At 57.1% G+C, this 20,994-nt stretch carries 17 protein-coding genes and 2 pseudogenes; 12 read left to right on the top strand and 7 right to left on the bottom strand.

From position 1 onward, the window contains the following. Position 1: 1 nt before the first annotated feature. Both ACY8FN_RS15320 and ACY8FN_RS15315 read left to right on the top strand, forming a co-directional pair. Complete coding sequence (locus tag ACY8FN_RS15320) at positions 2 to 376, top strand: hypothetical protein (protein WP_463100490.1); 375 nt, start codon at positions 2 to 4, stop codon at positions 374 to 376. Positions 377 to 464: 88 nt separating this feature from the next. After that, positions 465 to 710: pseudogene (locus ACY8FN_RS15315) on the top strand (transposase); the annotation flags it as partial. A gap of 240 nt (positions 711 to 950) precedes the next feature. Here the strand turns inward: ACY8FN_RS15315 and ACY8FN_RS15310 are convergent. Further along, a complete protein-coding gene (locus tag ACY8FN_RS15310) occupies positions 951 to 1,994 on the bottom strand; it encodes an IS110 family RNA-guided transposase (RefSeq protein WP_139692446.1) in 1,044 nt (347 codons plus the stop codon). 61 nt (positions 1,995 to 2,055) lie between these two features. Here ACY8FN_RS15310 and ACY8FN_RS15305 point away from each other — a divergent pair. Continuing rightward, positions 2,056 to 2,960 (top strand): annotated as a pseudogene (locus ACY8FN_RS15305) (IS3 family transposase); the annotation flags it as partial. 124 nt (positions 2,961 to 3,084) lie between these two features. Here the strand turns inward: ACY8FN_RS15305 and ACY8FN_RS15300 are convergent. Further along, positions 3,085 to 4,299: an IS256-like element ISAs3 family transposase gene (locus tag ACY8FN_RS15300; RefSeq protein WP_463099048.1), complete on the bottom strand. Its 1,215-nt coding sequence runs from the start codon at positions 4,297 to 4,299 to the stop codon at positions 3,085 to 3,087. A gap of 132 nt (positions 4,300 to 4,431) precedes the next feature. On the opposite strand from ACY8FN_RS15300, the gene ACY8FN_RS15295 reads away from it, so the two are divergent. Together ACY8FN_RS15295 and ACY8FN_RS15290 are read left to right on the top strand one after the other, a co-directional pair. Then, positions 4,432 to 5,394, top strand: a complete 963-nt coding sequence (locus ACY8FN_RS15295; protein ID WP_463100489.1) for an IS1595 family transposase — start codon at positions 4,432 to 4,434, stop codon at positions 5,392 to 5,394. Between the two features lie 4 nt (positions 5,395 to 5,398). Beyond that, positions 5,399 to 6,343: a M14 family metallopeptidase gene (locus ACY8FN_RS15290; protein ID WP_463100488.1), complete on the top strand. Its 945-nt coding sequence runs from the start codon at positions 5,399 to 5,401 to the stop codon at positions 6,341 to 6,343. Between the two features lie 247 nt (positions 6,344 to 6,590). Here ACY8FN_RS15290 and ACY8FN_RS15285 read toward each other — a convergent pair whose 3' ends face one another. Next, entirely contained in the window at positions 6,591 to 8,414 is a 1,824-nt protein-coding gene (locus ACY8FN_RS15285; protein WP_463100487.1) for a response regulator, read from the bottom strand. An 8-nt stretch (positions 8,415 to 8,422) separates the two neighbouring features. Beyond that, complete coding sequence (locus tag ACY8FN_RS15280; RefSeq protein ID WP_463100486.1) at positions 8,423 to 8,914, bottom strand: putative pterin-binding protein; 492 nt, start codon at positions 8,912 to 8,914, stop codon at positions 8,423 to 8,425. 376 nt (positions 8,915 to 9,290) lie between these two features. Between ACY8FN_RS15280 and ACY8FN_RS15275 the strand changes: the two genes are divergently transcribed. The 6 genes from ACY8FN_RS15275 to ACY8FN_RS15250 all read left to right on the top strand — a co-directional run bounded on the left by ACY8FN_RS15275 (position 9,291) and on the right by ACY8FN_RS15250 (position 15,500). Continuing rightward, positions 9,291 to 9,641, top strand: a complete 351-nt coding sequence (locus ACY8FN_RS15275) for an STAS domain-containing protein (protein ID WP_042020833.1) — start codon at positions 9,291 to 9,293, stop codon at positions 9,639 to 9,641. Next, positions 9,638 to 10,054, top strand: coding sequence for a hypothetical protein (locus ACY8FN_RS15270; protein WP_083221077.1), 417 nt, complete (start codon positions 9,638 to 9,640; stop codon positions 10,052 to 10,054). The genes ACY8FN_RS15275 and ACY8FN_RS15270 overlap by 4 nt, the downstream gene beginning before the upstream one ends. A gap of 18 nt (positions 10,055 to 10,072) precedes the next feature. Next, the gene (locus ACY8FN_RS15265) at positions 10,073 to 12,178 is read left to right on the top strand and encodes an SLBB domain-containing protein (RefSeq protein ID WP_139690576.1); all 2,106 of its coding nucleotides are present in this window, start codon (positions 10,073 to 10,075) and stop codon (positions 12,176 to 12,178) included. A gap of 1 nt (position 12,179) precedes the next feature. After that, positions 12,180 to 12,848 carry a P-loop NTPase family protein gene (locus ACY8FN_RS15260; protein WP_068979293.1) on the top strand — a complete coding sequence of 223 codons (669 nt, stop codon included), beginning with the start codon at positions 12,180 to 12,182 and terminating at the stop codon, positions 12,846 to 12,848. A gap of 58 nt (positions 12,849 to 12,906) precedes the next feature. Beyond that, positions 12,907 to 14,397: a SpoIIE family protein phosphatase gene (locus ACY8FN_RS15255; protein ID WP_463100485.1), complete on the top strand. Its 1,491-nt coding sequence runs from the start codon at positions 12,907 to 12,909 to the stop codon at positions 14,395 to 14,397. A gap of 101 nt (positions 14,398 to 14,498) precedes the next feature. Next, a complete protein-coding gene (locus tag ACY8FN_RS15250; RefSeq protein WP_463100484.1) occupies positions 14,499 to 15,500 on the top strand; it encodes a glycosyltransferase family 4 protein in 1,002 nt (333 codons plus the stop codon). A gap of 543 nt (positions 15,501 to 16,043) precedes the next feature. On the opposite strand, the gene ACY8FN_RS15245 is transcribed toward ACY8FN_RS15250, so the two are convergent. From ACY8FN_RS15245 to ACY8FN_RS15235, 3 genes are read right to left on the bottom strand one after another with little or no spacing between them, the layout of a single operon-like run. Further along, positions 16,044 to 16,679, bottom strand: coding sequence for a sugar transferase (locus ACY8FN_RS15245; protein ID WP_042020824.1), 636 nt, complete (start codon positions 16,677 to 16,679; stop codon positions 16,044 to 16,046). Next, positions 16,676 to 17,869, bottom strand: coding sequence for a glycosyltransferase family 2 protein (locus ACY8FN_RS15240; protein WP_463100483.1), 1,194 nt, complete (start codon positions 17,867 to 17,869; stop codon positions 16,676 to 16,678). Before ACY8FN_RS15240 ends, ACY8FN_RS15245 begins: the two co-directional genes overlap by 4 nt. 30 nt (positions 17,870 to 17,899) lie before the next feature. Continuing rightward, positions 17,900 to 19,015, bottom strand: coding sequence for a glycosyltransferase (locus ACY8FN_RS15235; protein ID WP_463100482.1), 1,116 nt, complete (start codon positions 19,013 to 19,015; stop codon positions 17,900 to 17,902). Between the two features lie 191 nt (positions 19,016 to 19,206). Between ACY8FN_RS15235 and ACY8FN_RS15230 the strand changes: the two genes are divergently transcribed. Then, positions 19,207 to 20,622 carry a GumC family protein gene (locus tag ACY8FN_RS15230; protein WP_303843428.1) on the top strand — a complete coding sequence of 472 codons (1,416 nt, stop codon included), beginning with the start codon at positions 19,207 to 19,209 and terminating at the stop codon, positions 20,620 to 20,622. The last annotated feature ends 372 nt before the right edge of the window (positions 20,623 to 20,994 follow it).

Here is a 20,994-nt window from a genome sequence, read left to right as displayed (position 1 = left end):
GATGACTCCGGCGGCTAAACCGCTTGTTCCGCTCCTGTCGGTCTTGAGTGACCGCTATCTGAAAGAGAAGGCCCTGTCCTGGGCACCGAAAGAGCTCAGCAACCAAAAGAACTACATCGTCTGCTTCATCAAGGCGCTGGGTGATAGACCGGCAGCTGACTATGCGAAAGCGGATGTGGTCAAGTTCAAGGAGGGCCTGCTGAACTCCGGCAAGAGTCCGACCACCATCAACAAGTATCTGCAGAAGCTCTCCCTGTTTTTTAGCTGGCTAACCATCAGGAGGGGATCGTCAACTACTTCGCTGGGCTCAAGTTGCAGCGGGTCAAAGAGGTCAATGCTCGCTGTGGGTACACATCTGCGGAGAAACAGCGATTGATCCAGTGGGTGAAAGAACAGGAGCCTGAATCGCCCCTACTTTCCTAGACACCTCAAGAGCCTCAAACTGAGGTCATTCAGGAGGTGTTATGAGCAAGCAGCAACGTTACACGGAAGAATTCAAACTGGCCGCCGTCAAGCAGGTGACTGAGCGCCATTACCCAGTGGCAGAGGTCGCCGAGCGACTTGGTGTTTCCAGCCACAGTCTCTACGCCTGGCTCAAACGCTACAGCCAGCCCGAAGTGCAGCAACAGCATGACTCCAGCCAGCAAGCCGAGATTCGGCGCCTCAAGGCTGAACTGCGCCGCGTCACTGATGAGCGAGATATCTTAAAAAATGTATGGTCTGCTCCTTATCTGCAAGCTTGAACTGATTTCCAGAAGTCGTTTGCGTCAATGTATCCGGCCTGTCTGTGAGCCGTTTTCCGGCTCTGGCCTTGATGGGATCCGCACGTCGTCGTCCTAATAAAGCTACCAGTCATGAGAGACTGCTTTTTTAGCCAGGCTGCAACGTCGTGGGGTGAACGCTTCTGTCATCTGTTTTTGGCTCGCAAAACCGGGTATGAGTTATATCTGTTAAACGGCTGCGCTTGCGTTGGGATAGGGTTGGTAATCCCTGCCGGATGTCAGTACTTTCCAGCAAATTCGCATTATCTTGTTGGCCAAGGCGATAAGGACCACATGATGGTGATGGCCGGCCTCCAGCCTAGCGACCCATTCGCCTAACGATGATTTGTCACGCTTCATGTGAATTTTCAGCGCTTTGGCGCCCTGAATAACCATTTGCCTTAAATAGCTATTGCCACGCTTACTGATCCCGCCGAGCGAAGATTTTCCGCCCGTTGAATATTGCCTGGGGACCAGCCCCAACCAGGCTGACAGGTCGCGGGCTTTCTTGAATTGTGAGCCATTGCCAATCGCGGCAATCAACGCGGTTGAGACAATCGGTCCAATGCCGGGGACGGTACTGATTTTTTGGCACAAACTTGATGCGCTTGAGGCTTGTCCGAGCATGAGGCTCATGTCATCAATCTGAATATCCAGCTGTTGCCACCGTTCTCTCAGGCGTAATACCAGGGCGCGGATAAAGTCAGGCAAGCCATTCTCGGCATCTTCAAGGATCGTCGGCAGAGAGCGCTCGAAGACTTTTCTGCCGACTGGCACGGTGAGCCCATATTCCAGCAGCAACGCTCGCATCTGATTGACAGTGGCGGTACGTTCGACGATGAAACGCTGACGGACGCGATGAGTCGCCTGCAATGCCAGTTGCTCATGAGATTTCAACGGGACACAGCGCATAGTGCCTCTGCTACCAGCCTCGGCAATGGCGGTAGCATCGTTGAAGTCATTCTTGTTTGATTTGAGGTAGGGCTTCACAAATTGGGCAGGGATAATCTTGGGTTCGAACCCCGCCTGTTGAAACAGGCGCCCCCAGTATTGCGAACCAGGACATGCCTCGAAGGCGACCCGACAGGGTGGGGTCGTACTGATGAACTGTTTCAGTTGTGAACGAGTGAGCTTTTGCTTGGTCAATACATGCCCCATGCGATCCATCGCCACCAGGTGAAACCAATTTTTGCCTAAATCGATCCCGTAAATGTAAATCTGCGCTTGAGTCATGATGAGCCTCCTTGATGCTGGCTACAGCATAGCGGGGTGGATGGAGCAGACCATCCCATTAGGCCGCCGCGTACTTTGCCAAGCTGTCGGGTAAGGTACGCCTTCATCTGGGAGCACGCGTCCACACATCCCATCCGCCGACTGTGTCGGATGATGAATGTCCACCCGAGCGGTTATTACGCCTGGCAGCGCCAGCCTTTATCTGCCCGCGCGCTTGAAGACCAACGCCTTCTGGGCCAGATCAAGCAATGTTGGCTAGAAAGCGGCGGCGTCTATGGTTATCGCAAGATCCGGGACGACCTGCGAGAGATTGGCGAGACCTGTGGGAAACACCGGGTGGCGCGATTAATGCGTCATGAAGGTTTACGTTCACAAACCGGTTATCGTCGCCGTCCCGGTCATTATGGTGGCCGGCCAACGGTGGTTGCACCGAATCATCTTGAACGCCAGTTCGATGTGACTGAGCCAAATAAGGTCTGGGTAACGGACATCACTTATATTCGAACCCATGAAGGCTGGCTCTATCTGGCCGCGGTATTGGATTTGTTTTCACGACAAGTCATTGGTTGGTCAATGGGGCCACGGATCGACCGAGAGTTGGCCATCAGCGCGTTACTGATGGCGGTGTGGCGACGGCGACCCGAACAGGAAGTACTGGTTCATTCTGACCAAGGGAGCCAGTTTAGCAGCTATGACTGGCAGGATTTTTTGCGGGATCACCGGCTCAAGGCCAGCATGAGCAGACGTGGCAATTGTCATGATAACGCGGTGGCGGAGAGTTTCTTCCAGCTCCTCAAACGCGAGCGGATCCGACGTAAAACCTATGCGGATCGCGAAGAGGCCCGGCAGGATGTGTTCGATTACATTGAAATGTTTTACAACCCCAAGCGTCGGCACAGTTTCAACAATGGGCTATCGCCAGTAGAGTGTGAGAAGCAATATTTCGAACGGCTCAAAAGTGTCTAGATAAGCCGGGGCGATTCACTCGGCCCTGGATGTAGCAGATCTTGCTACAGGTCAGCACCGCTTTATGTTTGGCTCTGTCCCAATTATGGAGCCTGTAAATAATTCTGTGTAACTGCCCACTCCATTACAGGTGACCGTTCAGGCGATCACCGAACTCGATAATAAAGCGATTCAGGGCCGGCTTCCAATTCTGGATCGGCATGGTCCATTTCTTGGAGGCCTGCTGTATCGCGAGAAACGCCACTTTGAGCGCCGACTCATCGGTCGGGAAGAGCTTCCGTTGTTTGGTCGCTTTGCGCAGCACGCTGTTCAGTGACTCGATCGCATTGGTGGTGTAGATCACCTTCCGGATCGCGGGGGGATAATCGAACAGCGTGATCAGATTAACCCAGTGACTCTGCCAGGAACGCGCTATCTGCGGGTACTGGCTATCCCAGCGTTCGCCGAAGGCCGCCAGCGCCTGCTTAGCCTCACGCTCCGTCGCAGACTGGTAGATCTGCTTCAGTTCAGCCGTCACCGCCTTGTAGTCCTTCCAGGAGACGTAGCGCAACGAGTTGCGGACCATGTGGACGATACACAGTTGCACCTTGGTTTGAGGATATTCCACGGCAATGGCATCAGGGAAGCCCTTGAGACCATCCACACACGCGATCAGGATGTCTTCCAGGCCGCGGTTCTTCAGCTCGGTCAAGACCGACAGCCAGAACTTTGCCCCTTCGGTCTCGGCCAGCCACAGGCCCAACAGCTCCTTGTGCCCCTCCATATTGATGCCCAGTGCCAGATAGAGCGACTTGTTGATCACCCTCTGGTTCGCGCGGATCTTCAGCACAATGCAGTCCAGATAGACGATGGGATAGAGCGGATCCAGCGGCCGGTTTTGCCATTCGTGGACCTGCTCGATGACGCGTTCGGTCACCTTCGATACCAGCCCCGCCGAGATGTCGGCGTCATACATCTCTTTGAACGCGTCCACGATATCCCGCGTACTCAAGCCCTTGGCGTAGAGGGCGAGGATCTGGTCGTCCATCTGGGTCAGGCGTGACTGACCCTTGCGGACAAACTGAGGCTCGAAGGAGGCGTTACGGTCACGAGGCGCCTGGATGGTGACCTCTCCATGGTGGCCTTTTAGGCGCTTGGTGGAATAGCCATTGCGATTGTTGCCGGTCCCGCGGCCTTGTGGGGCGTGTTTCTCGTAGCCCAGATGCTCGTCCATCTCGGCATTGAGCGCGGTCTCAACGGTGAGCTTGATCAGCTGTTGGGTGAGTGTGCCGAGATCTTTTTCAGATTTGATGTCTTTGGCCAGCTCAGCGGCCAGTGCTTTGAGTTTGTCTTGGTCCATTTGCTTACCCACGAAGGTATCCTTTTGAAAAAGTTACTTATTCGTGGGCGGTTACACAATTGGATTTACAGGCTCCAATTATGTGTTGAAAGGCTAAGCTTGAAGTAGGCCATCACCTTGAGGTCTACCATCATGGATACCCCAGCCTTTCAACACCTGCTGTCTCTCTTTCCACAGCTTACCCTGCGCCAACGCCGTGCTGCTCAGCATGAACTCTCTGCTCCACACGCCATTACCTCCCTGAACTCCCAGCTACCTGCATGCAGTGGTTGCCCACATTGCCAGGCCGATGCCAATCAGTTGGCTCCCTGGGGATGGAGTCGGGGACTACGTCGCTACCGTTGCAAACAGTGTCTACGCACCAGCACCGTGCTGACCAAGACCCCCTTGGCCAGATTACGTAAAGCGCAGTGCTGGGAAGACTACGCGCAAGCCCTCATTGAAGGACTCACTGTCCGCCGGGCCGCTCTGCGTTGCGGGGTCAGCAAGAACACCGCGTTCCTCTGGCGCCACCGCTTCTTGCGTGCGATGGCCGCCCATCAAGCCACACGGGAAGAGGGTATCGTTGAGGTCGACGAGACCTTCTTCCTCGAATCGTTCAAGGGGCAACGGGGACTGCCGCGTCCGGCACGGCATCGCGGTGGTAAAGGGCGAACCCGGGGAACCGGGCCGGATTACATCCCGGTGATGGTGGTGCAAGACCGTGCTGGCCATCATGCGGATTTTCAGTTAGAGCAGATGAATGCCGAAACAGTCATCGCGGTCTTGAAGCCCCTTGTCTCGCCGGATGCCGTGCTGTGTAGCGATGGCGCGGGCGTGTATGCCAGTTTCAGTAAAGTGCAGGGCGTGACTCATCAAGTAGTGCGCAATCGTCAGGGTGAGCGGGTTGTAGGAGCATTCCACATTCAACATGTAAACGGATATCACCATCGATTGAAAGAATGGATGGTGCGCTTTCATGGCGTGGCAACTCATTATCTGAGGAATTATCTGGGTTGGCGCAGGATGCTGGAGCGTTACGGGAAGGGAGTGAATATCAAAGCGTGTCTGCATGAGGCGCTGGGGCACCCCATGCAACACGTAATTGGGACATAGCCTTATGTTTGAGGGGGTCGAGACCGGAACCGGTCAGCGCTGGTATGTGCCGATCATGGTGGCCAAAGGTGCTGCTGATGGTAAAAAAGTATTGCTGCAGGCTGGCGTACATGGTGACGAGCTCAATGGTGTCCGGATCGTGCAAAAGGCGATGGCACAACTTGATCCGACCAAGATGAAAGGGAGTGTTATTGGTGTGATTGGCCCCAATCGTTCCGGCCTGGAGCGTGTGTCACGTACCTGGGCGATCTCGACCGACGGTGGCGATGTGATCGATTACAACCGGATCCATCCAGGTAAAGAGACAGGTAATCCCCCCGAGCGTCAGGCGTGGTTGATGTGGAACAAGATCTACAAAGGGAATGTCGATTTGGCCATCGACTACCACACCCAGTCTACCGGAACGGCGTACCCGCTCTTTATCTATGCCGACTATCGCAATGCGGATGTGAAGACCATTGCTGAACTGTTCCCCGCTGACCAAATCAAAAAAGATCCTGGTGAAACCGGCTCGATGGAAACGACGTTTGTTGAGAATGGTATCCCGGCGATAACCGCAGAAGTGGGCGAGCCGCGCGTGTATCAACAGGACATGATAGATCGTGGGTTGCAGGGGGCTTTAAACGTATTGACCCACTACAAGGTGATAGACGGCAAGCTGGGTGCCACCGCCGAGAGCCACAAGGCATATATCGGTAATGAAATGAGCTCGATCCGGGCAACAACGGGTGGTTTTGCCGAGATCCTCGTCAAGTTGGGGGACGATGTGAAACAGGGGCAGAAAGTGGCGTTGCAGCGTAATGCCTTTGGGGATGTGGTGGCTGAATACACAGCCAACATGGACGGCAAAGTGCTCGCAGTGGGCACTGATGCGGTTCGTGAACCGCGTGCGTTGCTGGTTCGGATACTGGGGAACAATCCCGCACAAACCTGCACCAATGGCTGCTGAGTAACGCAGTGCACCATAGCGACATCGAATGGGCATCTGGAACACGTCTGTCGTAGATGAACCCGCCAATGATGCCTGTTGGGCATAACGTGAAAATTAACCAATGAGGGGCCTGCGGGCCCCTCATTCGGTTAGAGGGGGGCGGGTTCAGGTGAAGGTAATTCACTATCCGCCATCCGCCATCCGCCATCCACCATCCATCTAAGCCCCTGCCCATGACATACGGTTTTGGCCCCAACGCAGGGCGCTATCCGTGACGAGGGTGGGCGTGATTGCGCTGATACAGGCCCCGTGAGACTTGTCTGTTGATCTCGTTGAGCAGGGTTTCTTTATTGATCGGTTTGGTGATGTAGCCATTCATGCCGTGTGACAAGTAGTACTGTTTGGACTCGGGCATGGCATCGGCGGTTAAGGCAATAATGGGGATAGTTGCCCACGGGTGCTGGGAAGTCCGAATGTGTGTGGTTGCCGCCAGGCCATCCATGATGGGCATCTGCACGTCCATCAGCACCAGATCAAAGTCAGCGTCAGCCAGTTTCTCCAGCGCTTCAGCCCCCTGTACGGCAAGGGTGACCTGATGGCCAACCGAGTCGAGCATGGCGCCGATCACCTTGCGGTTGGTCGCATTATCATCTACCAGCAAGATACGGTAGCGCTCTTGATCCGCAGGCTTGGCAGGCAGGCAGACAATGGAGGGGGTGGTGGCTTGCGCTGGCCAGATATAGGTAAATTGGCTGCCTTTTCCCTCTTGGCTTGCCACCGAGATATCTCCGCCCATCAACCGTGCCAGGTTGCGTGATATTTCAAGGCCCAAACCGGAGCCACCATATTGACGAGTAATAGAGACATCAGCCTGAGCAAATCGCTGAAACAGGTTTTGCAGCTGGTACTTGCTCATACCAATGCCGGTATCCTGGATCGCTACCCGTATGGAGTAACGTTCCTGCTCCAGCCTGGTGCTATCAATATGAATGTTGACTGCGCCATGATGGGTGAACTTGATGGCATTACTGAGCAGATTAAACAGGATCTGGCGTACTCTGAGCGGGTCGATCATCAACCATTCGGGGGTATCGTCGGCAATGGTGAGGGTGAGGGTGATCCCTTTTTCATTGCAGCTGCTTTGTAGCAATGCGCGAATATCTTCCAGCAGTTGTGGCAGGTGATGGGGGGTGAGCTGCAGCTCTATCTTGCCTTCCTCCAGTTTGGAGATATCCAGAATGTCGTTGAGCAGACCGAGCAAGTGGTTGGCAGACTCGCGTGCTGTCTCAAGGTAATCCCGTTCCCGTGGGGCCATATCGCGATCGGCCAGCAGAGACAGCATCCCGAGAATGCCATTCATCGGGGTGCGGATCTCATGGCTCATATTGGCCAAAAAGCTGCTTTTGGCTCGGGTGCCCGCTTCGGCCTCGCGGGTAGCCCGCGTCAGCTTCTCGTTGAGCTGTTGCATCAGTTTGTGTTGCTTCGACGAGATATTCATCTGCCGCGAGATCAACAAGGCCAGTATGAACAGCAGGGAAAATTGCAGGGCGGCGATCAGGGTGGTGGTGATGATCTGCTGCCTGACATCGTCACGACGCGCTACGTCAAACAGGGTGGCCTGTTGATTCACCTCCAGGGTCAGTTGATGCAACAAGGGAAGCAACAGCGCCAGTTGCTGATGCAATTGCTGATGGGCAGCAGGCCCTAACGGTTCAGCCCCTTCCGGCCCCAGCCAGCGATCGGCCAGCGCAATGTAGTGGCGGATCCCGGTGCTGGCCTGCTGGTAGATCGCGGTTTGCTGTAGCAGCGAGCGATCCTTGCTCTGCAGAATAAGGTCCATGCGGCTCACCAAAATATCGTATCTGAGCTGATATTTGGCTTGCGGCTCATGGCGTAGCGCATTTTGAAAGCGCAGGGCTTCGTTGTAGAGCTGGAAGTAGTTCCACATCACATTATCTTCACCCTGGCTGGTGCTGCGCTGCAGATCCTGAAATTGCCGATATTGAATGGTGCCAATGCCGGCAAAGGCGAGCAGCAATACACACAGCACCACCGCCAGAAAACGCTGACTTGCCGCCAGGGATCGCATGGTGAGGCCTACTCGACCTTGATCTGGCTGATCTGCCAGATGGCGCGACCGTAATAGAGCTTGTTGCGCAGCTCCGGATACTGATCGAATGGATAGATGAGAAATAGTGGGCCTTTATCGCGGATCGAGAGCGGTTTGCCATCGATGGTGCGGGCCAGGATCACCTGGTATTGCGCGGCATCACTGGCGGGCACTTGCACCGAGTAGTCGTTGAGTGCAGTGATGGTGAGCTGCGTGCCATTTGCCCCGACCTTGGTCAGGACGTCTTGCAGCCGCGGGCCACGAAACGTCCTGGCCTGGTCATACCAGGGGGTATGGGTGGTGATTTCATACTGGGTTAACTGGTCCAGCATGGCGCTATCCCACAGATAAAACGTGTGATGAGTAGGGCTTTCGATCGCGCCCTCTACCTTGAGCAGCGCATCTTCAAGGGTGGGGGCGGCTTGTGTGAGGCCGCTGAGGGCGCCCAGTAGTGGTGCGATATAAAGGCCTAGTCTCATAACTTCCTCCTTGAACCTGTTCGATGATGACACGCAGAACAACCACTGTTGCTCCCGGTAACAGGAGGCAAGCAAAACTCGGGCCGAGTTAAATATCGCGTGTATCACCGCATTTTTAAGGCGAGTTCAGTCTATCTGCGCTCTTTGGTGACAGTTGTCGTTGCAGTTTGCAAGGTAATACGCAGCTTTGTTGCAAATTGGTAACTGAAATTGGGTCTGGATGTGTAAGGAGTAGGGCGAGAGGAGTACCATATGGAGAGCATGACGGGTTATCCGGTCGACTAATCTGGGCTCGGCATAACACTTGCAGCATGACAGTTGCAAGGTGGCGGTGCGATGACAGTGAACAGTCCGGGATATAGACAAGGAGTTAACCATGGAAAGTATGACTTACACCCTTAATGACACTCAGGTTGTGGTACTGGAAAATGAGTTCGATGCGATGGCGGTCAGTGCGTTGCGTCCGTTGTTCGAGGAGCTGGCTACCTATCACGGCAATGTGTTGGCAGATATCAGCGATGTGCATTTTATCGACTCGTCAGGGATCGGGGCATTGGTTTTTCTCTATAAAAGACTGATTATGAACGGGCATCAGATGGCCCTTGTTTGTGGGCCAGGTCAACCCCACGATCTGTTGGAAATGTTACATATAGACAGGGTGATCCCTTGTCATGACACGCTCAAAACCTATATGCGTGCTCGTAACATGATGGCGGCCGCATCATGAAACGATGGGGGCTATTACTGTCATCTATCATGCTGTCGGGTTGTACTCAGTGGCCACCTGCGGGTTACGGCGGACTGGCCGAGGTGAGGCCGACGCGTATTCCGGTGAATGAGGATGAACGAAAAGTCTGGTCTCGTTATGATGAGGCTCAGAAGACCCTTGATTCGCAGATTGTGCAGTTACAACAATCTCATCTAAGGGAGTGTATGCCTGCTGAGCTTAAACAATTACAATCACAACGCATTGATATCGAACGGGATATGCATGGTCGGCTCTGGTCTGAGGTCGGTTGGCGTCAGACGGTGTTGGCACAGTCACTACAAAAAGTACGTTTGCGGCTGCAACAAACCACCGTTGCGGGCTGTAGCACTGATTGGTCAGGGCTCCCCTTGCGACAATGGGGGCAAACGTAACAGACAAAAAGGATGTCTATGAAACGGGGCGCTATCGAAGGATTGATCGGTTTTTTCTTGCTGCTATTTACTAGCCCGTTACTGGCTTCCACTTTACTCGCTCCTGGTGATCGGCTGGCCATAGTGCAGCCCGGTGAGCCTGCCTTTGATCAGCCGTTCCAGATCAACAAGCAAGGGGAGATTACGCTACCTGAAGTCGGCACTGTGGTGGTGGGGGGGAAAACCGTGCCACAAGCGGATGAGCTGATCCGCACCGCCCTCACACCGGTTTACAACAACCTCTCTCAATTGACCGTCACCTTGCTGGAAAAGCGGCTGCTGATCAGCGTGATGGGCTATGTCAAAAAACCCGGCAGTTATGATTTGGCCCCCGATGGCAACGTACAGATGGCCCTTGATGCCGCTGGCGGTCTGGTGCCCGGGGCCCAGCTCAACAATATGCAAGTGCGCCGTGGCAGCACGGTATCGAGCTTTGACTACAAGCGTTATCTCGATACCGGCGATGCCAGCGTGTTGCCGCCGCTGCAATCCCTTGATGTGGTATTTGTGCCCGCATCCCCCCTGATTGGCAACGTGCAGATCGATTTTGATGCCGCCACGCTGGCTGCAGGGGGCGATGGCGATACCGGCAAGGCGATCAAGGTGTTTGGTGAGGTCAATAGCCCGGGTGCCTTCAGTTTCAAAAGTGGCAACACCATCGTGGATCTGCTGATGCGGGCGGGTGGGGTGACTCGGTTTGCCGGGGTGGAGCGGATCAGGGTGATCAATGGCGATGCCCCCGAGCTGTTTGACCTCAAGGCCTACCTTGATTCCGGCAATAATGCCTTGCTACCCAATCTGGCGCCGGGGGCCACCATCTTTATACCCAAGGATGAAGAGCAGATAAAACGGGGTGCCCGCACCATCTACATCATGGGCGAGGTGTTCAAACCCGGCGCCTATGAGGGGCGGGAAGGGGACTCCTTCCTCGATATTCTGGCCAATGCCGGTGGCCCGACCCGCTATGCCGAGAGTCGCCAAATCCGCTTGCTGCGCACCGATGGCAGTGTGGAGCCCATTGATCTGCAGGCCTATACAGAGGGACTCCAAAAGGCATTGCCACAAATAAAACCCGGTGACGCGATTTTTGTGCCGGAGAAGACCGACATCAACGAGAAATCCTGGCTCAAAGTGGCGCCCGGACGGGCGGTGATGGTGATGGGGGCGGTGCGGATCCCGGGTCGTTATGAATGGTCTGATGAGATGTCGCTGCTGGATCTGATTGCCCACGCCGGTGGCCCCAGTGAGCAGGCCGATATCGCCAAAGTCCAGATCCTCACCTCCGAGGGGGGCCAGGCCACGCCGACCCTGTTTGACCTTGACCGTTTTTTGCATCAGGGCGGGGCGCTGGCCAGCCTGCCCCGGATCCGTGCGGGCTTTACCATCATGATCCCCGAGCTGCCCACCGATCCCAGCGATAACAAATCCCAATGGGTGCGCCAGTCACCGGACAGCTCCATCTATATCTTCGGCCAGGTCGGCGCGCCGGGGCGTTATGCCTTTAACGACCAGCTGGGGTTTATCGATATCTTGTCGGCCGCCGATGGCCCGACGGCGGCCGCTGATCTGCGCAATGTGCGCATTGCCCACCGCAATGGCAGCACGGCGCGGGTCAGCAAGCTCGACCTTGCCATGTACTTTGAAACCGGTGATGAAACCTTGCTGCCCAAGGTGATGCCGGGCGACTCCATCTACCTGCCAGAGAAGAATCGCCCTTGGCTGGATGAACCCAAGGAGAACACCATTCGGGTGCTGGGGGCGATAGCGCGCCCCGGTCGCTACCGCTTTGACTCCTCCATGACCTTGCTGGATCTGCTGGCTGAGGCCGGTGGCCCGACCAACACCGCCTATATCAAGAAGATTGTGGTGATCAACATGGCCACCAGCGGGCAGGGGGATCAGGCCCGCAGCTTTGATCTCGATGGCTTTGCCAAGGAGCCCGACTTTAGCCAATTGCCGGTATTGCGGGCAGGTGACACCGTCTTTATCCCTGACAGCAAGAGCAGCAACTGGGCGATTTTCATGGATGGGATGAGGGATATTCTCACCACGATTTCGGTGGTGGCGCTGGTCGGGACGCTTTGATATGAGCATCCCCATTCAATATCTCGAGCTCGAATCGCTCTACGCAGCGACCCTCGCCCGGGGAATAAGATCGCTGGCCATTACCTCTGCCGAAGGGGGGGAAGGGGTGAGCTCCATCTGCGATGCGTTGGCCAGACGAGCAGAGGCCGATGGACTTCGCACCCTGCTGGTGGATCTCAATCTTTATCACCCGGGGCGTGCGACGGCGCTCGCCTGGGGGCCCAACGATGTGCCCGAGCCGGTAGCGCATGGTCGTTCGCTCTCACTGTTGCCCGCACCCGGTAAAGATTTGATGGCGTTTCGCAACAAAGATACCTTGCGCCAACTGCTGCAGCGTTGGTTCGAACATTACGATGTGGTGATCTTCGATACCTCCCCCCTTAATGCCCTCAATCGGGGCAACATTCCTGCCGATCAGGTGTGTGGCGCCTGTGACGGGGCGTTGCTGGTGGTGCTGGCCGGGGTCACGCCGACCAGCTCAGTGCAGAGTGCGGTGGATAAACTTACGCGGGCTGACGCCAATCTGGTGGGGGCGGTTTATAACGACAAGCTCAATCCGGGCCTGGCCAGCGAGATCCTGCGGGAACTCAACCGGCTGCCCAGTAACCGGGTGACCGAATGGCTTAAACGCTGGTGTCGGCGCAGTTCGCTACTTAACTTCCGGATCTGACCGGGCGCAGTAGGGGCGGGTGGCGAGTGTCTCTGGAGATGGCTGATGGATAGTGTGTATGGATGATTGGTTGCGATCTGCCCCTGCCAGTTTGCAAGCGGTGCGTGAACTGCGCCACCGGCTGGCACAAGGGTTGTCCCTGTTTCAGGTGTCCCAGCAGGAGCAAGCCAACTGGCTGCTCTGTTTCAGTGAACTGGCGACCAATATCGTCCGCCATGCGATGCCGCCTGCCACTCAGCTGTGGCTCACCCTGAAACAAGATGAGCAGGGCCTGATCCTGTTGTTGGAGGATGATGGCGGGCCCCAGCCCACCCTTAGCCCTATGCCGTTACCCGATGAGCTGCAAGAGGGAGGCTATGGGCTCGCCCTGGTGCACCAGTTGTTTGCCGAGGTGCGCTTTGCCCGCGATGGAGAACGCAATCGGGTCAGCCTGCGCCCTCATGCGGTGATCAAAGCGCTGCCCGTGATTGCCGTCATTGATGATGACAAGGTGATGCGCGCCCTGCTCACGGCTTATCTGCATGAGCACTACCGGGTCGAATCCTATGCGGATCCCGATGCAGCCTTACAGGTATTGGGAAGACAGCCGCCCGCCATGGTGCTGTCCGATATCGAGATGGAAGGTCTCGACGGTTTTGCGCTGCGCCAGCAGCTGATGAAAGATCCCAAGATGAAGGGGGTCCCCTTTATTTTTCTCACCGGCCATCAGGATCAATGGACCCAGAGTCGTGCCGGTGCCCTGGGTATCGACGATTTTCTGGTCAAACCCATCACCAAACAAGACCTGTTGATGGCGGTGTCCCGGGTGTTGCAGCGTTCTCGCCAACTGCAATCACAATGGGGGGCGCAGCTTGATCAGCGGATGACCTCGGCGCTGCGTCCGTTACTACCCGCCACCTCGATAAACGGATACCAGCTGGCGTTGCAAACCCGCGCGGCCACCGTGGGGGGCGGGGACTTTCTACTGGTCAAAGATCGGGTGTTGTGGCTTGGGGATGTGATGGGCCACGACGCGGAAGCCAAGTTTTTTGCCCATGCCTATGCCGGTTATTTGCGTGGCTTGCTGACCGCCCACGATCTGGAACGCGCCCCCGCCCGCTTGCTGACCATTTTGTCCAACGCCGTCCACAGTGATCCCTTGCTGGGGGCCACCCTGCTCACCACCTTGTGTATTGAGCTCGGTGACGAGGGGCGGGTGCAGTGGGCCAGTGCCGGTCATCCTGCGCCCTGGCTGATCGGGCCGGGTTCGGTGCGTCAGGTCGGGGTGACCGGCCCCTTGCCCGGTTTGCGACCAGACCCCCATTTTGTGACCAATCAGCGTCAGCTTAAACCGGGAGAGCGCTTGCTGTTCTGGACCGACGGCTTGCTCGATAGCCGAGATGCCAGCGAGCGCCAGCAGTGGGAAGATCAATTGCGGACATTGTGCCTGACGCCTGAGCCGAGCCTGGAGCGGCTGGCCCAGCGGATTGCCAACTGGTTTGATGAGCGGGCCGAGGGGGCCGCGCTGGATGATATGACCCTGTTACTGCTCGCTTATCCCGCCGCCTGATCCTGCCCTTCCTTGGTGTTGCTGGCCCGCTCTATGCATCTCTGCAGCAGTACGCAGTCGCCATGTTGCACATGGCGTGGAGCCACACAAGGAGGGCGCTTATGTTACCAACACAGCCGATCTGGCTCGCTATTGATGCCCGTCAAGTAGGCGGGATCGAAGTTCACATTACCCATTTGGCGCGTGATCTGCTGAACAGGGGCCTCAACCCGACCATAGTGCTGGTGAGCAACCACGGAATAACCCCCTTTATTGCGCTACTCAAGCAGCAGGGGCTGCCTTATCGGGTCTGTCGCAACAGCCGTGATTTTGTGCAGACGTTGGCGAGCCAATCCGGTGATGTGCTGGTGCACACCCATGGTTACAAGGCCGGGATCCTCGGTCGTCTGACCGCCTGGTGCAGCGGAAAATCGGTCGTCTCCACCTTTCACAGTGGTGATGAGGGGCAGGGGTTACTGAAGTTTTACAGCTGGCTGGATCGGGTCACGGCGCGTTTTGCGACCTGTATTGCAGTGAGTGAGGCGATTGCTCGCAGATTGCCAGTGCCGAGCACGGTGATCAGCAACTTCGTGCCGATGCCTGCGTCCCCTGTCGCGGTGCAAGGCAATCGCATCGCGTTTGTTGGCAGACTGTCAGCTGAAAAGGGGCCTGCGAGCTTTTGCCAGTTGGCGGCGCTCTGTCCCGATGGCGAATTTCATCTCTACGGTGCTGGGCCATTGCAAGATACCTTGTGGCAGCAATATGGTGACCGTGTGCAGCTCCACGGTTTTCGGCAAATGGCCAACGAGTGGCACCATATTGACCTGCTCTGTATCACCTCCCGGTTTGAGGGGTTGCCGCTGGTGGCGCTGGAGGCGATGGCCCATGGCATTCCGGTCTGTACCTTTGCGGTGGGTGGCTTGGTGCAGTTGATTGATCACAAGTCCAATGGCTGGCTGGTGGAGCCCGGCCATGTGCAGGACATGGCCGATCTGGTCAATTATTGGTTGCGCAGCGATGAGGAGGTGCGTGGCCGGATGAGTCAGGCGGCGCGCAGAACCATAGCGCGCGGTTACAGCGTCAATCACAGAGTGAGTGATATTCTGGCGCTCTATCCCCGCTAACCAGCCCGTGAGATTGACCAATGCGAGTGGCCTGGCCACTCGCTTTTTTATGGGCAATAGGTAATGAGTCATGAGCGTGCGAAGCGATCTCGACTGGCTGGCGTCTTAACGGGCTGCCGTCTGTGGTAAAGGGCGGTGACCCGACGGTGCCATCGCCCTTGCTCCGCCGTGTGCAACCGCAGCAGTGTGTAGCCTCCGAAGCGTGCAGCCTCAGAAGTGTGCCGCCGTAGCGTGGCGAAGACCCACGATCACCACAACCTCCCCCCGATTGATGGTGCTGCTACCGCATCGAGGGCCGAGGGCTATTGCGGGATTCTCCTTGGCGGGTGCGTTGTACCGCCGCTGATTGATGCCTGCGCTGCGGCATCCAGGGTAGAGCGCCAGCCGCCCCTTGCTGGGCGCTGTGCGGGCAAGGGGCTGACACCATAGCGCGACATGGTTGCGAGGGGATCAAGAAAAAGGCCATTGCATCAGCAATGGCCTGCACTATCTGGTTGGGATGTGGGGCTGGTGGGGATCGTGCATCCACCGGTAGGTAGGGGCTCAGCGGCCCTTCTTGCCGACCATGATGGCAATGGTTTTGCCGATGATCTGGAGGTCTTGCACCAGCCAGCGCCACGGGTGGAGCAGGGCTACCGAGTAGGCCAGATCAAAGGCCAGCTTGCTGCGCACGTCATCGAGTGACTCATCATAGCCCTGATTGACCTGCGCCAATCCGGTAATACCGGGGGCGACTTCATAGGTGCGTTCAATGAAAAACGGCACCGCATCTTCCAGCCGGTTGGCGATGCCGGGGCGTTCTGGTCGGGGGCCAATCAGCGACATCTCCCCCTTGAGCACATTGAGAAATTGCGGCAGCTCATCGAGCCGGGTTTTACGCAGAAAATCGCCACTGCGGGTGATGCGGCTATCTCCTTTCCCGCACCAGACCGGGCCTGTCCCCGCCTCGGCATCAGCGCGCATGGTGCGAAACTTGATCATAAAAAACAGCTCGGTATGGCTGGCATGGCTGCGGCCAATCCGCAGTTGGCGAAAGAACACCGGACCCGGACTATCGAGGCGGATAGCCAGCATGATCAAGGGCCACAGCGGCAGCGTCAGCAACAAGCCAAGGGATGCACCAGCCAGATCCATGATGCGTTTGACCACCAGGGTCACTGTCGGGATAGGGTGTTTCATGCTGCTCTCTCCTGAGTGGTGGAACGGATCAGTGTGCGCAAGCCGTAGTGGAGGGTGCCAATGCCGTTGTACCAGTGGCCAAGCACCAGATAGTGGATAGTGCGCAGCGGGCCGGGCCAGCGGTAATTCGGGGTCAGCTGGATCAATGCCACCAGGGCATAGCCCAGCAGTTGCGCGGCAAGTACGGCGCCAAAAAAGGCAGATGCAGTGGCCAGAGGGATAGCGCACAGCCACAGCAGCATCAGGCACAGGGGCATCAATACCCGTAACCCTTTGCCACTGGCAAAATTAAAGGCCACCCAACCAAATTTGGGGTGCAGCAGCGGCAGCAGACGCAGCAGCTGCTGGGTATTGCCAGCCCCGATCCGCTTGCGCCGCACTGCCTCAAGGGCAGCATCAGATACTTCCAGCTCCAGCGCGGCGCAGCGATTGTCATAGACCGCCTTGTAACCCTTGGCGATGGCCTGCATCGGCAGGATGAAATCGTCGTTGATGGTATCGCTCGCCAGCGGAGTCAGGCAGTGGCTGCGGATCACATAGAAAGCACCATGGGCGCCCAGCATGCTGCCGAGGGCTGATTCGCACAGCTTGATCTGGCTCTGATAGCGCCAGTAGTGCTCTTCGCCCTCGGAGCCTGCTTGCCAGAACCGGTAGGCTTCGCCCACCACCCCCACCTTGGGATCTTGAAAATGGGCGGCGGCCAGCAGCAGGCTATCGATGGGGAGCAGGGCAGAGACATCGCTCAGGGCCACCAAATCGCTCTTGACCAGCGCCATGGCATCGTTGAGTACGGCGACCTTGCCGCGATTGAGGTCGTGATTAAACAGCCTGATCTGCACATGCTGCAGGGCCGGATCCCCGAGCTGGAGCAGGGCGATCGGATAGCTATCGTCGCTGCAGCCATCAAAATGCACATGGACCCACAGCTTGTCGGCGGGGTAATCGAGGCTGGCGATATTTTGCAACTTGGCCGCGATGGTCGCCGCCTCGTTATAGACCGGCATGATCAGGGTGATGGTGGGGAGCGCCTCATCGCCATGGCTGCGGTTAAGGCCACGGGTCATGGGTTGCGGATGCGGGGTGATCTGACGAGCCCGCTGACCAAAATATTTAAGCAGCAGGGGGTAGCCAACATGGTGGTAGACCACCAGCGCTGCACAGAGCCAAAACGCTATCATGTACCACTCCATGGGATGCTCCTTTAATCCGGTGCCGTCTGCTTAACGGCGGTAAAGTGCCTGATAGGCCTGCGCCATCTGGCTCAGGCTGCCTTGCTGGCAGACAAACTCACGGGTGACTGCGCGCAGGCTAGTTGAGTTCAGCAACCCCTGTGCCAGAAGTTGCGCCAACAGCAGCGGGTCTCGTTTATCGAGCAGATAGCCGCTGGCCGGACAGACTATCTCGACCGCCGCGCCAACGGCGCTCATCACCACCGGGACGCCGCAGGCCTGGGCCTCCAGCACACAGAGCGGCATCCCTTCTGCCAGTGACGGCAAGCAGAACAGATCCAGCCCCTGATAAAAGCGCGGCATCTGCTCAACCAGCCCGAGGAAGTGCACGCGATGGGCAATGCCTAACTCTTGGCACTGCTGCTGCAATGCATTTTGCAAACTGCCGACCCCTGCCAATGCAAGATGCACCTCTTCCGGCAGGGCGCTGATCGCCTCCAGCAGCAAGCTATGGCCCTTGACGGTTTCGAGGCGCGCCGCGCACCCAATCAATTTGACCCCTTGCGGCAGTCCCATCTCCTGACGGGCGAGGGCGGCATTGCCCAGGGTAAAACGCTGTTCATCGATGCCGTTCGGGATCACCTGTGCGGACAACTGCCCCAGCTTGGCCTGCAGCTGGTTGGCCACCGGGGTTGCATCGGCCACCAGAGTCGGCCTGAAGGTGCGCAGCCCCAGACTGGCCAGGGTGCGTTGATGAGGGTCATCGAGATACCAGGCATCGTGTTCGGTGTGCACCAGGGTTGTCACTTGCGCCAAGCGACTGGCCAAGCCGCCATAGAGCAGCGGGCCAAGATGGTGGGTATGCACCGCCCCCGGTTTGAGTTGCCGCAGCAAGCGGGTCAGCCGCCCGAGGGTGGTCAGGGACCAACCGGCCGGTTTGGCCAGACAGTGGATCCGCGTGGCGAACGGGCGCAGGGCAGGCCATGCCGCCAATACCGCCGCCTTATCCCCCTCAAGGGAGATGATATGCATCGGTTGGTGGTCCGCATTGGCCTGGGTCAGGTTGAGCACCATGGTCTCCAGCCCGCCGGGCTGCAGGTGCTGGACGATTTGCACCACCGCCGGTTGGCGCTCGGAGGGGATAAGGGGATCGGACGATGGCAGCATGGTGAGCACTCCAGCACAGGGAGGGGGCGTGGCCCCGGACTATCGGTTAATGCGAATCTTGTACCACTCTTGCCGTTAGCCAAGTCAGTGCCCGGCAACCACGGGAGCTAAACGGCGCTGGCAGCGGCCTTGCACTGGCACCGGCCTTGCATAGAGATGACAGCCCTAGCTGCTTCATCGGGAGTGATGTCATGCCAGTCCAGTTCTATTACAACCTCTACCTCATCTTGTTTGCGGCCTGGCGCCGTCGTTATCTGCTGGTGATCCCGGTGCTGGTGATGCCGCTGGTCGGCGGCGCCATTGGCTGGCTCACCCCCAAGGAGTTCGAGAGTCGCACCACCTTTATGGTGCCGCAAGATGCCAACCAGACCCCGACCCTCAAGGATCTGATCACTCAAGAGAGCCTCAAAGATCGCTTTGCGGTGCTTGAAGCCCTGCTGCGCAGCCGCTACGTGCTCGATGGGGTGGCGCGAGATCGCGGTCTGGTCAATGACGAGACCCCACCGGCCAAGCGCGATGCCATCATGGACTGGCTCTCCGGGGCTGTCTCATTGCGGCTGATCGGTGACGAGGTGATTGAAATCAAGGTCAGGGCCGATTCGGCCGCCAACAGTGCCGGTCTGCTGGAAGCGATCTCACGGCGTTTCTTTTTCAACTTGCTCAGTAAAGGGCGCCAGTCGGCGGAATCCTCCGAGCGCTTTTTGCAAAGCCAGCTCGATAGCCGCCGCAGCGAACTGCAAGGGGCCGAGCAGCTACTGGCTGACTTCAAACGGGAACATGCCAGTGCCTTGCCCCAGCAACAGAGTGCCAACGTCGCCCGGCTCTACGGATTGAAAGAGCGCTATGCCGACAGCCTGCTCACTTTGCAACAGGCGAAAGCCGCGGTGGAGCTGCTGGCCCGCGGGCAGCAGAGCAAGCTGGCGCTGCAGCTCGATGAGCAGTTGCAGCAGATGCAGACCGAGCTGGCCCTGCTGCGTGCCCGCTACAGCAATGAGCACAGTCAGGTGCAGAGCCTGCATTATCAGATTGAGCAGTTGCAACAGGAGCGGGATCGCCTGCACAGTCAGCCCGATATGGCGATGGGGCCCGAGTTTCAACAGGCGCAGCGTATCTTGACCCAGACCGAACAAGCGGTGAGCGGGTTGCAGGCGCAGATCGACGGGCTGGACAAGGTGGTGGACTCCCAGGGTGATACCGAACGGCAACTCGCTGAACTGGAGCGGGATCTGGAGGTAAAACGTGGCCTCTATCAGGATCTCTCGCTGCGCTATGAGAAGGCCAAAGTCACCGGGGCGCTCGGCAATTTCGAGCAAGGGGAGCGGATCAAGGTGATCGACAAGCCGTTCGCCCCGAGCAAACCGAGCAACTACCCGCTGTGGCTATTTGTGCTGGCCGGGCTGATTGGCGGGTTGGGGTTGGGCGGTGGGCTGGCCTTGCTGACCGAGTTGGCGGATACCAGCTTGCGCCGCAGTGATCGACTGGCTTCCCTGATCAAGGCGCCGGTGCTAAGCCGGATCCCTTATTGCGAACCGGTGCCGGACTATCCATCAAACAGTTATCAGGGTCTGGATGGGCAGGTGCTGCCTTTGGCTCCCGAGCCGGGTTGATTACCGCAAAGCTGGCTACCAGACTGAACCTGAATATGTCTGATAAGGCCTCGTGATGAGGCCTTTTTTATTTTGTTTCGGTCACAGTGAAATATATCACATCATCCATATTAAATTGGCTCTCTTGTGTTATCTGATATAGTAGGGTCATATTTAATTTTCGTGACTGTAATTTTCATTAGTGGCGTGGCTGAAGTTAGTAAAGGAGGCGGTAGTATGTATATCAATCACAGCTGGGGTGGTAAGTTTTGTATAAAATATTTCTCTGCGTGGGCAATTAATGATATCTTGGGTTCATATGGAGTCTGCCACCAGCAAATTAATAGCAAGCTAAATATAATCACTTTTTAATGTTTTGTTAGAGTATGTGGG

This window comes from Aeromonas sp. 160P, from assembly GCF_055193095.1.
The sequence above is the reverse complement of the archived record's forward strand: the minus strand, read 5'-3'. Positions and strand labels throughout refer to the sequence as shown.

What these genes read in the sequence shown, in the direction of transcription:
- ACY8FN_RS15320 (WP_463100490.1), top strand. Translation starts at nt 2, where the DNA reads ATGACTCCGGCGGCTAAACCGCTTGTTCCGCTCCTGTCGGTCTTGAGT.
- ACY8FN_RS15280 (WP_463100486.1), bottom strand. Translation starts at nt 8,914, where the DNA reads ATGAGACTAGGCCTTTATATCGCACCACTACTGGGCGCCCTCAGCGGC.
- ACY8FN_RS15295 (WP_463100489.1), top strand. Translation starts at nt 4,432, where the DNA reads ATGGATACCCCAGCCTTTCAACACCTGCTGTCTCTCTTTCCACAGCTT.
- ACY8FN_RS15265 (WP_139690576.1), top strand. Translation starts at nt 10,073, where the DNA reads ATGAAACGGGGCGCTATCGAAGGATTGATCGGTTTTTTCTTGCTGCTA.
- ACY8FN_RS15290 (WP_463100488.1), top strand. Translation starts at nt 5,399, where the DNA reads ATGTTTGAGGGGGTCGAGACCGGAACCGGTCAGCGCTGGTATGTGCCG.
- ACY8FN_RS15260 (WP_068979293.1), top strand. Translation starts at nt 12,180, where the DNA reads ATGAGCATCCCCATTCAATATCTCGAGCTCGAATCGCTCTACGCAGCG.
- ACY8FN_RS15310 (WP_139692446.1), bottom strand. Translation starts at nt 1,994, where the DNA reads ATGACTCAAGCGCAGATTTACATTTACGGGATCGATTTAGGCAAAAAT.
- ACY8FN_RS15245 (WP_042020824.1), bottom strand. Translation starts at nt 16,679, where the DNA reads ATGAAACACCCTATCCCGACAGTGACCCTGGTGGTCAAACGCATCATG.
- ACY8FN_RS15275 (WP_042020833.1), top strand. Translation starts at nt 9,291, where the DNA reads ATGGAAAGTATGACTTACACCCTTAATGACACTCAGGTTGTGGTACTG.
- ACY8FN_RS15235 (WP_463100482.1), bottom strand. Translation starts at nt 19,015, where the DNA reads ATGCTGCCATCGTCCGATCCCCTTATCCCCTCCGAGCGCCAACCGGCG.
- ACY8FN_RS15255 (WP_463100485.1), top strand. Translation starts at nt 12,907, where the DNA reads ATGGATGATTGGTTGCGATCTGCCCCTGCCAGTTTGCAAGCGGTGCGT.
- ACY8FN_RS15230 (WP_303843428.1), top strand. Translation starts at nt 19,207, where the DNA reads ATGCCAGTCCAGTTCTATTACAACCTCTACCTCATCTTGTTTGCGGCC.
- ACY8FN_RS15240 (WP_463100483.1), bottom strand. Translation starts at nt 17,869, where the DNA reads ATGGAGTGGTACATGATAGCGTTTTGGCTCTGTGCAGCGCTGGTGGTC.
- ACY8FN_RS15270 (WP_083221077.1), top strand. Translation starts at nt 9,638, where the DNA reads ATGAAACGATGGGGGCTATTACTGTCATCTATCATGCTGTCGGGTTGT.
- ACY8FN_RS15250 (WP_463100484.1), top strand. Translation starts at nt 14,499, where the DNA reads ATGTTACCAACACAGCCGATCTGGCTCGCTATTGATGCCCGTCAAGTA.
- ACY8FN_RS15300 (WP_463099048.1), bottom strand. Translation starts at nt 4,299, where the DNA reads ATGGACCAAGACAAACTCAAAGCACTGGCCGCTGAGCTGGCCAAAGAC.
- ACY8FN_RS15285 (WP_463100487.1), bottom strand. Translation starts at nt 8,414, where the DNA reads ATGCGATCCCTGGCGGCAAGTCAGCGTTTTCTGGCGGTGGTGCTGTGT.